The 12,664-nt window shown below is 36.8% G+C and carries 14 protein-coding genes; 1 reads left to right on the top strand and 13 read right to left on the bottom strand.

Features of this window, described 5'->3' with window-relative positions; genetic code table 11:
- Positions 1-78: 78 nt before the first annotated feature.
- The 7 genes from M3182_RS04015 to M3182_RS03985 all read right to left on the bottom strand — a co-directional run bounded on the left by M3182_RS04015 (position 79) and on the right by M3182_RS03985 (position 5,713).
- Positions 79-696, bottom strand: coding sequence for an NUDIX hydrolase (locus tag M3182_RS04015; RefSeq protein WP_251556682.1), 618 nt, complete (start codon positions 694-696; stop codon positions 79-81).
- 172 nt (positions 697-868) lie between these two features.
- Complete coding sequence (gene rpmG, locus M3182_RS04010; protein ID WP_251434312.1) at positions 869-1,018, bottom strand: 50S ribosomal protein L33; 150 nt, start codon at positions 1,016-1,018, stop codon at positions 869-871.
- Positions 1,019-1,065: 47 nt separating this feature from the next.
- On the bottom strand, positions 1,066-2,253 hold the full coding sequence (locus tag M3182_RS04005) for a GTP-binding protein (RefSeq protein ID WP_251556680.1): 1,188 nt from the start codon (positions 2,251-2,253) through the stop codon (positions 1,066-1,068).
- A gap of 45 nt (positions 2,254-2,298) precedes the next feature.
- Entirely contained in the window at positions 2,299-3,465 is a 1,167-nt protein-coding gene (locus tag M3182_RS04000; protein ID WP_251556678.1) for a SidA/IucD/PvdA family monooxygenase, read from the bottom strand.
- Between the two features lie 128 nt (positions 3,466-3,593).
- Entirely contained in the window at positions 3,594-3,950 is a 357-nt protein-coding gene (locus M3182_RS03995; RefSeq protein ID WP_251434303.1) for a hypothetical protein, read from the bottom strand.
- 69 nt (positions 3,951-4,019) lie between these two features.
- Positions 4,020-4,289: a 30S ribosomal protein S14 gene (rpsN, locus tag M3182_RS03990; protein ID WP_251556676.1), complete on the bottom strand. Its 270-nt coding sequence runs from the start codon at positions 4,287-4,289 to the stop codon at positions 4,020-4,022.
- A 947-nt stretch (positions 4,290-5,236) separates the two neighbouring features.
- Entirely contained in the window at positions 5,237-5,713 is a 477-nt protein-coding gene (locus tag M3182_RS03985; RefSeq protein ID WP_251434296.1) for a CarD family transcriptional regulator, read from the bottom strand.
- Between the two features lie 392 nt (positions 5,714-6,105).
- Here M3182_RS03985 and M3182_RS03980 point away from each other — a divergent pair, with 392 nt between their 5' ends.
- Positions 6,106-7,254: an ArgE/DapE family deacylase gene (locus tag M3182_RS03980; RefSeq protein WP_251556668.1), complete on the top strand. Its 1,149-nt coding sequence runs from the start codon at positions 6,106-6,108 to the stop codon at positions 7,252-7,254.
- 68 nt (positions 7,255-7,322) lie between these two features.
- Here the strand turns inward: M3182_RS03980 and M3182_RS03975 are convergent, their stop codons facing one another.
- The 6 genes from M3182_RS03975 to M3182_RS03950 form a co-directional block, all read right to left on the bottom strand.
- Positions 7,323-8,810 carry a DUF4179 domain-containing protein gene (locus M3182_RS03975; RefSeq protein ID WP_251556667.1) on the bottom strand — a complete coding sequence of 496 codons (1,488 nt, stop codon included), beginning with the start codon at positions 8,808-8,810 and terminating at the stop codon, positions 7,323-7,325.
- Positions 8,785-9,321 (bottom strand): RNA polymerase sigma factor, encoded by a 537-nt coding sequence (locus M3182_RS03970; protein WP_251556664.1) that lies wholly within the window; start codon positions 9,319-9,321, stop codon positions 8,785-8,787. Before M3182_RS03970 ends, M3182_RS03975 begins: the two co-directional genes overlap by 26 nt.
- Positions 9,322-9,651: 330 nt before the next feature.
- Complete coding sequence (locus tag M3182_RS03965; protein WP_251556662.1) at positions 9,652-10,050, bottom strand: VOC family protein; 399 nt, start codon at positions 10,048-10,050, stop codon at positions 9,652-9,654.
- Between the two features lie 125 nt (positions 10,051-10,175).
- Positions 10,176-10,574, bottom strand: coding sequence for a hypothetical protein (locus tag M3182_RS03960; RefSeq protein ID WP_251556660.1), 399 nt, complete (start codon positions 10,572-10,574; stop codon positions 10,176-10,178).
- A 4-nt stretch (positions 10,575-10,578) separates the two neighbouring features.
- Positions 10,579-11,976 carry a sensor histidine kinase gene (locus M3182_RS03955; protein ID WP_251556658.1) on the bottom strand — a complete coding sequence of 466 codons (1,398 nt, stop codon included), beginning with the start codon at positions 11,974-11,976 and terminating at the stop codon, positions 10,579-10,581.
- Positions 11,973-12,644, bottom strand: coding sequence for a response regulator transcription factor (locus tag M3182_RS03950; protein WP_251556656.1), 672 nt, complete (start codon positions 12,642-12,644; stop codon positions 11,973-11,975). Before M3182_RS03950 ends, M3182_RS03955 begins: the two co-directional genes overlap by 4 nt.
- Between the last annotated feature and the right edge of the window lie 20 nt (positions 12,645-12,664).

Genomic DNA, 12,664 nt, shown 5'->3' with positions numbered 1-12,664 from the left:
AAAGGAGTTCATTCTTATCTATCTTTCAATCGCTTATTCAACTAACCTTTTAGTTGGTTAAGACATTCAACTCGAAGATCAATCAAAAGCGACAGGTTCTTGCGGGTTATGTAAATGTTTAAATGCTAGATGAATTTGTGACTCTGTGTTTCTATCGATTGATAAAGGTGGCAGTTCATTTTCAGCGAAAAATTCCACTGCATCTGTTTCAATCCCTTCACTAGCTTTCCCACCAACGATTTCACATTGAATCAATATTTTATAAATGTGATAAGGAGAAGGTGGATGAGGATGGCATTTCTTGTCGAGTACAGCTACTAATTTTGTTGCTTTCACGTCAAACCCTGATTCTTCCTTGACTTCCTTGACAGCTACTTCACTTGGAGTGAATCCAATATCTCCCCAACCTCCGGGTAACGACCAACCGCCATCACTATTTTCTTTGACCATTAAGATTTTATTCTCTCTAAAAACAACAGCCCTAACATCCACTTTCGGCGTCGCATACCCTGTTTCATTTGCAAATAGTTCCTTGATCGTTTTATTGTCCATTTTTGTATACTCTGCTAAAATCTCAACACTCATATCTCTTATCAATTCAAATCGTTCCAAATCATAAACATCTTTAGAATACGTTAATCCTGCTTGTGAAATAGCTTGAAGCTGTTTTGCCCATTCTAACCATTTAGGTTCCAATTCACTATTCACCACCAACTGATTTTTCCTTAATTCTACCCTATTTTCAGTCTAAACTAAACTTTCCCTTATCCCACTCGTTTACGGTCTCTATCCAATCGCTTCGTTCTTTTATAACAACGTGATCCTAAAACGGTAGAAAAGAAGCTCCCCAAGTTTGTTCGACCTATGATTATTTTGTTTCACGGTGTAAAGTATGTTTTTTTAGACGTGGGCAGTATTTCATTAACTCCAAACGCTCCGGATGGTTTCTCTTGTTTTTGGTTGTAATATAATTCCGATCTCCTGTCTCCGTGCACGCTAATGTAATTTTTACTCTCATTTTTTTTTACTTCCTCCTTCTATTTTCTTTTTTTGGCAAATCTTTTATTATTCCATTACCGAAAAGGCCGGTAGTTTATCGTAAAATCTAGACCAATCACTTTTCATTTCCTCATCGGTTAGTAGACATTGATCTAATGCTTCCTCAATGGCATTGCGGTCCATCTTCACCCCAATAAGGACAAGTTCTGTCATTCTGTCACCAAAGTCAGCGTCCCACTTTTCAAGTAATTCTGGTTCATCGCTTAGGATTTTCTCCCTTTCTTGAGCGGGATAGGCCGCTAGCCATTCCCCTGCGCCTTGAAAAGTGATGGTAGGACCAGCTTGCGATAATAAACCTGCCATATTGTTACGGGACGCAAGCCAAAAGAAACCTTTTGCTCGAACAATTTCAACCGGCCATTCCTCCAGCCAATCTCGCCACCGTTCAGGGTGAAATGGTCTTTTTCTTCGGTAAACAAAAGAAGAAATCCCATACTCCTCGGTCTCCGGTATATGTTCCTCATTCAATTCCATGATCCAGCCTGCACCTTGGCTGGCTTCTTCAAAATCAAACAAACCAGTATCTAAAATCGCCGTTAAGTCTATTTTTGAATGGGCACTCTCTATGATCCTCGCCACCGGATTAAGTTTACGTAGGACTGCTTTCAGTTCGAGTATGCTTTCTTGATCGATTAAATCAATCTTGTTTAAAACTAACACATTGGCAAACTCAATTTGATCGATGAGTAAATCGACTACTTCCCGCGCATCGTATTCATCCGCACCCTGCTTTCGGTCCAAAAGGCTCTCTCCTGATGAGAAGTCATGCCAAAATCGGTTTGCATCGACAACAGTGACCATCGTATCTAACCTACATTGTTCTGCTAAGTTGATGCCTAGACTTTCGTCAACATATGTAAATGTTTGGGCAACAGGGATTGGCTCTGAAATTCCTGAAGATTCAATTAGGATATAGTCGATATCCCCCTTTTGTACAAGCTGTTCCACTTCGATCATTAAGTCTTCTCTCAAGGTGCAGCAAATACACCCATTTTGAAGCTCTACCAATTTTTCATCTGTTCGGGAAAATCCTCCTTTCTTCACCAGAGCAGCATCGATATTAATTTCACTCATATCATTCACGATGACAGCTATTTTTTTATTTTCTCGATTTCTTAGTACATGGTTTAATAAAGTTGTTTTCCCTGCGCCTAAATAACCACTTAATACAGTTACAGGTATTCTTTTACCCATTTCCTCACTCCTAAAATGATAATAGTAATCATTACGATTTACAGGCTATAGACTATTTACAATTCTCTCTGCAGCATGCCTAGCCCCAGATATATTCCTAGCAATTGGTCCTACCTCCAGTTCGGCTAATGGACCCGATACATATAAATGGGGACTCCATTGCAAAGATTGGTTAACGATTGGATATCCACAGTTTGCACATGATAATTCAAGGTCTTCCATTACCTGATTAAGCCAATTTCCTCCCGGAACAGATGGCATAAATCCAGTGGCTAATAACATACTATTTCCCTTTATTATTCTTTCTCCAACATTTAACATAATCTGATTTCTATTCGAATTTGCTGATTTTACCTCACCATCCATAACTTGTATCTGATGATCCTTTTCAAGCCTTTTCAACTGATAGAATAGTTCTCTAGTTAAAGAACCTTTATTTCTTGCCTGTTGAATCATCACCCGACGGTCTCCATAGTCCTTCGTTTTATGAAAATACCTCAAATATTTTGGGCCTAACCATCCAGGATTACTATCAAACTCATTTATTCGAAATGGATGTCGCTTGATTAAAATGACCTTCCCAGGAAACATACCTGATAACTTAATCGTCAGATGTGCGGCCGTTATTCCTCCGCCAATCACCATAATAGGAGGCTGTAAAGAGGTCATGTTTGCCAAATTGTCTTCAAAAACGTGAAACACTTGTTTAGGTAAATCAGCTTTTAATTGCTTTGCCCAATTAGGTATATTTAATGCATTGTTTATACTAATGGATATGACAATATTTTGGGCTCTGATTGCCGCACCATCCTCTGTCATGACTTTCCAAAATCCTTGTTCATTTTTAATAGAGTTCACAAATCCTCTGTACCAAGACCGTAGTAAGCCCACCTCATCTATAATCGAATTACAATGTTCATTAAACAACTCAAGAGATGGTCGTTTGTATCTCCCGTAAAAATGTTCCCTGCCCCACTTTTCCTTTTGTCCAAATCTCTGAAGGCTAAGGGGGTCAACATCGATATGATGGACAAACGGAGAGCGTAAATATTTCATCCCAATTTTTTCGGTGTTTTTCTTCCATTTATACATTGGTTCATCGTAAGGGTCAATAATACGAAGCTTTTCAACCCTTACCTTTCCTCTTTTAAGCAAAAAGGACGCCACCGTACATCCATGGATACCTCCACCAATTACAAGCCATTCATACAAAAAGTATCCTCCTTCTAATATCGTAATGATTACGATTTATGAAGTATTTATTTTGATGAATTAAGAACGATTGAATAAATGGTAAAATAACTTTCCTACAACCTCTGTTCCTCCTAAGGCACAGTAAGTTAGGAAATGAATAGAAATGACCATTGCTTTTCCCCGTGCTGACTTTTCATTCGGTCCGTGCAATCAACCCATTTTAAACGATTACACCTTTTATTCATAATCCTATCAATTTCTGCTTGGGCCTCATCCATTACTTTCTTTATAAAGAAAATATCCACTGAAAAATATTCTGCAGCCGCTTTAAATGGAGAGTTATCTATCATATAGCTCATAAATTGCGTTTCATTTAAAGATATTTCCTCTAATTGATTTTCCATCTTTACTATAAACTGATAGATTTCCCGCTTCTGATCTGGGAGGTTTGAAATTGCACTACGATGCAAAAATTCAATTAAGATTGGATTAAACGCCTTCATGCTAGCTCCCTCCATCCTTTTCTATATCATGCTTACCACAAGACTTTTCAACTGACGAAATCTCATCCTCTACCAGCTCGCTTTTTTTACCCCTGGAATTTGTCCTTTATGCGCGTATTCTCTTAAAGCAATCCTAGACATTTTAAACTTTCTTAAATACCCTCTAGGTCTTCCTGTAACCTCACATCTGTTTTTCAAACGTGTAGGTGAAGAATCTCTCGGAAGTTTCCTAAGGGCCTCATAGTCCCCTTTTTCTTTTAGCTCTTTACGAAGAGCTGCATATTTTTCCACCAATTCCTCACGTTTTTTTGCCTTCACTATTTTTGATTTTTTTGCCATACCCATATCCTCCTGTAATTTGAGTCACGATTTCATACGGTTATTTATTTTTGGTGAAAGGTATGTCTTTTTCAAATACCTTTAACAAGCAAATCATAATCATTACGATTTAAACCGTAAAAAAAAGAGCCTTTTTTATGAGCGTAATCATTATAAAACGGAATGATTCCTGTTTGCAAGTGTTTTTTTGGTTATCTTTGGCAGGATACAGGGACACTACTTGTCCACCTGTCCCTCTCTAACTTATTCATGGACTTTTGGGTAAAATAAAATTGTATGCTCATTGGGGATAGACAGTAAAAAAATGGTTCCATATGCTGGATACCATTTTTGTAGTTGATTAGCGGTTACCAATCACTTCTTTCTTTTTCGTAAAAACGTTAAACAATTCCTATTCACTATCTCAGAAGTTGTAAAAATTCTTAAGAAAAAGATGAGTATAATTGTTTTTCTTTTAGAATTAATCACTTGAATCATATATTGTACGCCTAAAACAATGAAAGCCCTACCTCTCTTTCATCCTTACGGCTCCTAGTCCGTTCCAGTGTGATTCAGGCTTACAAGACCAAGTGACTATTTTATCGAGTTATTTGATAAAACTTAATAATAAAAATGGATTAGATTGTAGAAATACTAAAGAGGTTAATGCTCTAATGGTGAGTTGAAGAAGTTGTATGTCTTTGAGAGGTTTTACTATTAATAAAAGGCTGTTTTCTCAAAAATTGTTGTTAAATCCTAAAGCCGATCGAAATAGTAGCCATTTTGTATGTTTAAAATGAGTATGCAAGCTCTTTTCTCATAAAATGTATTTATTTTTTGAATAACCTCGCATATTCACACGTTTCTTTTTTGAAAAGCAACAAAGCTTGAGAAAAGCCTAACAAAAAACATATTCCCAAAAACTCAGGATATTTTTGGGAGTTCTAATGAATGATCTTAAATTACCCTTAAGAGAAACTTTTTATTTGATTTTCGGTAATCCCTTTAATTAATCCCAGTTCACTCATCAAAATTTCATGTGCGTGAGCTAACAATCTCTTTTCGCTTGAATTAAGTGCTTTTTCTTTCTTCATACGCATTAAATCACGTACAACTTCAGCACATTCTTGTATTTTACCCGTTTTTATTTTGTCCGTGTTCACTTTATACCTTTGTTTCCACGGCAGTAATTTATCTGATTCTCCATGCTGAAAAACGTGTATGATGTGTTTTAATGCCATTATGTCCGTAACAGGGCGTATATTTGAATTCAATATTTTACCCGTAGGGATCATGACTTGCATATCACTGCTAAACATTTTAATGACATAATACTCTTTTTTTTCCCCTGAGATTTCTTTTTCTTCAATGGCTTTAATTATACCTGCACCGTGCATTGGATAAACAATGTTATCGCCAATTTGAAACAAATCATCCACCTCCATCTGGTAACCTTCTTAACCTTAACACACATACTATTTTTTATCAAATTTTTAATAATACCATAATATTATTTTTACTGTCAACAGATTTTCCTTAATAAATTAAAAAAAGTAAAAACTATAGGAAGCATGTTGGATTTCGAATAAATGAAGGTTGATTTTCTTCATCTAGACTGTTTAGATGAAACTCTAAATTTCCGGAAGGTGATGTAATCTATAGATTCTGGAACCAATGTCTTATATTGATTCAATCAAATTTTCTTTCGTCAACGGTGAATATCCATCCATTTAGTCAATTGCTCCATGTTATTACTCTTAAACTTTAATGCTAACTTATTCATGCACTTTTGGGTAAAATACAGTTAATAGACAGTTTAAATTTGGAGGCATTTCAGATGAAACAATTTACAGAAGAAGAAAAGATAAAGATTTTATCGGACCTGATTGCGATAAAATCGGTTAATGAAAACGAAATTGAAGTGGCCAATTACTTGAAAGAGTTATTTGCTGAATACGGCATTGAATCTAAAATTGTTCCAGTGACAGACACACGTGTGAACTTAGTAGCTGAAATTGGCAGCGGGAGCCCGGTCATTGGCGTTTCTGGTCATATGGATGTCGTTTCTCCTGGTGATGAAAGCGAGTGGACTTCCAATCCATTCACATTAACGGAAAGAGACGGGAAATTATACGGGCGTGGCACAAATGATATGAAAGCCGGTTTAGTCAACCTTGCTTTAGTCATGATTGAACTCAAAGAAAATAATGAACTGAAAAATGGGACGGTCCGCTTTATGGCTACGACCGGTGAAGAAGTCGGTGGCGCAGGTTCGAAGAAATTATACGATGAAGGCTACATGGATGATGTCGATTATTTATGGGTTGCGGAACCTTCTCATGACACGATCATTTACGCTCACAAAGGATCCCTTAATTTCCGTATTACGTCGATTGGTGAAGCTGCACACAGTTCGATGCCCGACCAAGGGTATAACGCAATTAATCCATTGATGAAATATCTCTTAGAAGTGGACGAAAAGCTGAATGGCGATGAACGTAAAAATGAAGTTCTCGATAAACTGGTGATGAGTACCACAATCTTTAATGCCGGAAACCAAGTCAACTCCGTTCCGGAAAAAGCAGTAGCTGAAATAAACGTGCGGACGATTCCAGAATTTGATAATGATGAAGTAATTGACTTATTTAACACTACTGCGGATAAATACAATCAAGAAGGCTCTCATATTCAGGTTGAGGTGACGATGTCATTACCAAGTGTTTTCACTACAGGACAGTCTGAAATGGTGGATCTTGCGAAAGAACTTGGTAAAAAACATTTAGATTTAGACATTGCTGTTAAAGGTTCGCCAGGAGTGACCGACGCATCAAACCTATTACGCGGGAAAGATGAAAACTTCCCATTCATGATGTTTGGTCCAGGCGAAACAAAAATGGCCCACAAAAAAGATGAATATGTCTACAAAGAATACTACTTTGCATTCTTCGAAATTTATAAAGAGTTAATTTTAGGATTAGCGAAATAAATGGGACAAAGGGACAGGTACATCGTCCCGGTGCTAACCGGGACATTGTACCTGTCCCCCTGTCCCGCTTAATCATGATTTAAAAATATCGGAATGAACGACAAACCGTTTTCTTTTCTAGCTTTCTCCGCTTCTTCTGGATTTAAAGCCTGTATTTCACTAAGAACCCCAGATCTTTGTATGGTCACTTCGATTACCTTTGTGTTTTCATGATTTTTTACTTTTCCTATTACCGTTCGATTAATTGGAAAATCTTTTGGGAATTTCTCAAGATATACATCCATTTCTTTCTTTTCATTATCCGTTAGTGGTTCTGCTGTAATTCCATTTTCAGCTAACACTTCGTCAATATATGCTTTTTCACTATCCTCCGCTAGTTTTTCTATTTTTCCATCCTTCGTTAAGGGGATTTTAAGAACATCTCCAACTTCAAGAATGCTGTCTTGGCGATCTTTAACCGGACCAAATATCATGATATATTCGTCCTTTTCTCCCTCGACTTCCCCCTTACTAAAGATTGGGGCCACTTTTTCGCCTGCTGATTTCAAAAATACCCCAGATTTTTTATCGTCAACGGTATACCCGTATTTTTCATCTATTTTCCTAGCATTAAGAAGTTGTTGTTCTAATTTACTCATGATCCTGTATTCCATTCCACTTTCATCTGTTTGAATTTTCGTGTCGGATCCCGTGACAATGACTCTTGTTTCTAACGCCGAAAACTCTACCTTTTTAATCTTGTATGTTTCTCCTCTAAAAGAGAAATCTTTGTTTAGTTCGACTGTTTCTCTTTTAGATATGGCCGATTGATCGAGTGTGAAACTAAGTGTCCAAATCGTAGGAACGGTGCTACTTCCGTTGTCATCATATACGGTCAAGTTTTCGATTTCTAAAGTAATGTTCTGTCCTTCATATTCTTTGATGGATTCAAAAGATATAGCCTCAGCCACTTTGTTTTTCTTCTGATCGTAATACCTACTTCCCCAGCCGACATTCTTTAATTTTTTTCGTTCATCTTCCACAACCAAGTAGATTGAAGTATCGCCTTCAAAAAGATCAAGATAATAGTTCTGTACATTTGTCTGTTCACTTTGATAAGTTATTAACAGTTTGGTCTCCTTATCATCCATCACGACCATTTCAAAATGCACAGTAATGTCATGTTTCTTATCATAATATGTTTGATCAAGAGCTTGGCCATAGCCCTGGTTAACTGCCGTCCGAACACCTGTATCATCTATATGTTCACTCGTAAAAATCTTATCATAAACCTCTTGAATCACTGCTAATGCGGGTGTGAAAAATAACGTCGAACCAATAACCAAGCAAACTACTACGGCGATTGATAATCGCTTGGAATGAATATTTTTGTAGTTAAAGGTGTATCCCTTTTTGGTATTCGTAGCGTCCTTATTCTTCTCCTCAGACTCCATTTTCTCAATATCTATTAAAATTCGGGTTTTTAGTTCTTGTTTTTTTGATGTTTTCCACATGAAATCGGAATTTAATTCTTTTAAGGGATGATCCAACTCAGTATCTTCGTAGCGCTTCTTCATTAAAAAATCCCTCCTTTATTAATTGTTTTTTTAGAACGGGCATCGCCCTGTAAAGCGTTGATTTAACCTTACTTTCAGACCAATTCAAGATTTTTGCGGTATCCTCTATCGAAAAACCCTTGATCTTTCTTAAAACGATCACTTTCCTATATGTATCTTTGATCTCCCCTAACGCTTGATAAAGTTCATATGAGTCCTCTTTTAATTTAATCATGTCTTCAGGCAATAAATTAGTGTCTTTTTGTGAAAGAAAAAATTCTTTCAAGAATAGTTTAGGCTTACGCTTTCTTAAAAAATCCACCGTTAAATTATGAGCAATACTAAATAACCATGTTTTTTCACTTGAGTGATTTTTAAAAGAATCATAATATAAATAGGCTTTCACAAATGTATCGTGGGTTAAATCTTCAGCTTGTTGATAGTCCTTAACCATTAGTAATATAAAGCTTAAAATTGATTTACTGTGTTGATCATACCAATCGGCAATTTCTTCTTTTCTATACTGTGACAACAAACTCACCCCCTCCTGTTCTACATGTTCAATACTTAGACGTTTTATCGAAATAAAAGTTGTGTTTTTAATTTTTTATTTTGAACTCGTAAAAATAGAAACTATTTTAAATTAATAATCTCGTTATTCTGTATAAATTTACTCCCTAATAGGGCTCGTTTGTTAAACAAAAGATAAGAACCACTCTTTGGAATGGAATCATAGATAGATTATTCTTTATTTCCTTTAAAAAGCAACAATCTTTGAGAAAAGAGCCATAAAATAAAAGCAGGTATTACCCTCATCGGTAATACCTGCTTCCAATGTCCTATTTGTTTAAAGTCAAGACTTTCACAACGGAAGATTTAGTTGCCACGATACTCCAAACCGATCATTTAGCCAACCAAATTTCTGACTAAAACCATAATCCCCAATTGGCATAAGTGCTTGTCCACCGTCAATCAGTTTCTGATAGAGGGTGTCGATTTCTTCTTCTGAATCACAAGTAACAAAAATGGAAAATGAAGGTGTAAAGGTAAACTGATGTTTCACATTGCTGTCAATGCACATAAACTCTTGCCCTTTTATGGAAAAAGACGCCTGCATGACACTTCCTTCGTCTCCAGCTTCATTCGCTCCATAGCGAGCAATACTGATTATTTCTGAATCGTCAATGATGGAAATGTAATAATTCATCGCTTCTTCTGCTTTTCCATCTTGGAACATTAAGAATGGTAGAGCTTTTCCCATTCAAAACCATCTCCTTTGGTCTGTCATTAAAGCATTCATTATATAAAGATTGCTTTTCTCTAAGCATGACATGCCTTAAAACAGAATTCAATCCTTATCATCATTTTACCTTAGCTATCGGTAGGTTATTTGTTTTCCTGTTTCTCAACAAAAAAGGTGATCAGCACGAATAAGAAGAAAGCCAGTAAAAGTAAGCTTCCACCTACAATAAAGAACACCATGACAAAGGTTTCATTAAGATCAAATGGATTTAAATTATACATCCACATTCCAATGGTTAAACCCGCAGCACCTAGCATACCAAGGATACTGTGAATCGCTACAAGTTTTTTGTATTTAATTTTAAATACCTTATAAAAAATTCCCCAAGCAAATACCGATAACCATCCTACTAATAGAATATGAGCATGAATGGGTCTCAAGGAATAATCCATATTTCCTGACATTTGAGAACCAATAAACGTACCGATTATTCCGAATATCGCTGAAAAACGAATGAGCCTTATACTCCATGTTTGTTCCATTTATTTATTCCTCCAATTTTCTCTCTTTATTTGGAAGGATGATGGTAAAGGTTGTTCCCACGCCAACCTCACTATCAACCTTGATTTCTCCTCCATGCAGGTCAATAACTTGTTTAACGATCGATAAGCCTAGCCCGGTCCCGTCACTTTTTCTAGATGAATCTACCCGGTAAAAACGGTCGAAAATTTGGGTCACGTCTTTCTTAGACATCCCGATTCCGGAATCTTTCACAATAATCGTAATGAAGGTTTCACTTTCAGATAAGCTTATCCAAATATTCCCTCCATGAGCATTATACTTTATCGCATTCGTGATCAAGTTGTCCCAGACATTGCTGATCAGTTCGCCATCCACCTTCATCCGAATTGGTGACAGTTTATAAGAAACTTCTATTTCCTTTTCCTGTAATCGCCATTGATACCTGCGGATGGTTTGTTTTATCTGTTCATCCAATTGGACCTCTGATATCATCATCGGATACGTGTTCTGATCCAGTGAGGTTAATAACAATAGCTGCTTGGTTAGATTGGAAAGTCGCTTTGATTCATGATCAATAATCTGTAGGTACTCTTTTAATTCATGTCCATTTACATTTTGTGACAGTAGAAGCTCCGCATATCCCCGAATATTCATTAGTGGAGATTGAAAGTCATGTGACACATTATTGATAAAGGACTTGCGAGCTTCATCATTATGTTGTAACTGCCTCTGCATGTTGTTAAAGCTTTCTGCTAATTGTCCAAGCTCATCATTCCGATCAATCTTTAACGGATAAAGAAAATTCTCACGTGTAATCTCTTTGGTCGCTTCTGTTAACTTTGTAATCGGTTGGATAAGATGCTTAGCAAACAAGATGACCCCACTCATGCTAACAACGGTAACCGCTACAAAAAACCATGCTAAAATCATATGAATATCAGAAAAGAGCAGTTTATTATTGGGACGTAAGAATAAACCATATTGCTCCCCATTCATGGTAAATGGCACACCTACCGTATTTTTGACATCATTTGAGAAATGTCCCATCATTAAAAACTTATTCGAAAAGTTGCTCATCCCATGGTAGATTTCTTTTTCCAAGACTACCTTCTTGGCTTCTTTAGGAAGTTTTGTCTTTGTAAAATGCTTGCCAAAATAAGCCACTTCCCTGGATTCGTTTACCACATAGATTTGATACCCAAGATTTCCAATCGATTCTAAGAAAGGTTCTAAGGAAGATTGATCCGAATGCATACTCTCAAGGTTTAACGTAATGGTTTGGGCGATCTCGACATTTTGTTGATCCATCTTCTGTTTGGTCGAAGACATGTAAATAAAATTGGCTAAGATCATCCCAATCGTGACACTTATGATTAAAATCGCTAGAGTTGCAACAATGAACTTTTGATATAAAGTTTTCATTTTGTTACCCCAAGCTTATAGCCAATCCCTCGAACCGTTTGAATTTCCACCGATGCATCGTATTTTTTTAAACGATCTCTGATTCGGTTTATATGCGTATTAAGCGTTTGTTCTCCGCCTTCATAATCAACTCCCCAGACTTGTTCAACTAAAAAGGCTCTAGGTGTAATCTTATTTGCGCGTGAAGCTAATAAACTTAATAATTCAAATTCCTTTAAGGGTGGAAGGACGGTTTCTTGATTGATCATTAATTCAAAGTTTTTCCGATCGATCGTGAGATTTCCTACTTTTATGACCGTTTCCATCGCACGTTCAACACGCCGTAACACTACGGCAACACGAAATAGAAGTTCCTTTACCTCAAATGGCTTCACGATATAGTCCTCTGAACCAGCTAAGAAGCCTTGTTCTTTATCATCAATCTGCCCTTTGGCTGTCAGCAAGATAACGGGGAGATCATAGTCTGTTGATAAGATCTTTGTCAATTCAAACCCGTCCATTCCTGGCATCATGACATCGACAATGGCTAAATCAACTGTTTTTTCTTCCAACAGATCCAAGGCTTCTTTCGCATGATTCGCTTTATATACTTGATAGCCTTCTCGGCTTAAGTGGATCGATACAAGCTGTTGAATATAGACATCATCATCTACAACAAGAATCTTCATGAGCGGAACCTCCTAAAAGG

The organism is Mesobacillus maritimus (genome assembly GCF_023715205.1).
GTDB lineage: Bacteria > Bacillota > Bacilli > Bacillales > Cytobacillaceae > Mesobacillus_B > Mesobacillus_B maritimus_C.
Note: the sequence above shows the minus strand (reverse complement) of the source record. Positions and strands in the feature narration are given on the sequence as shown.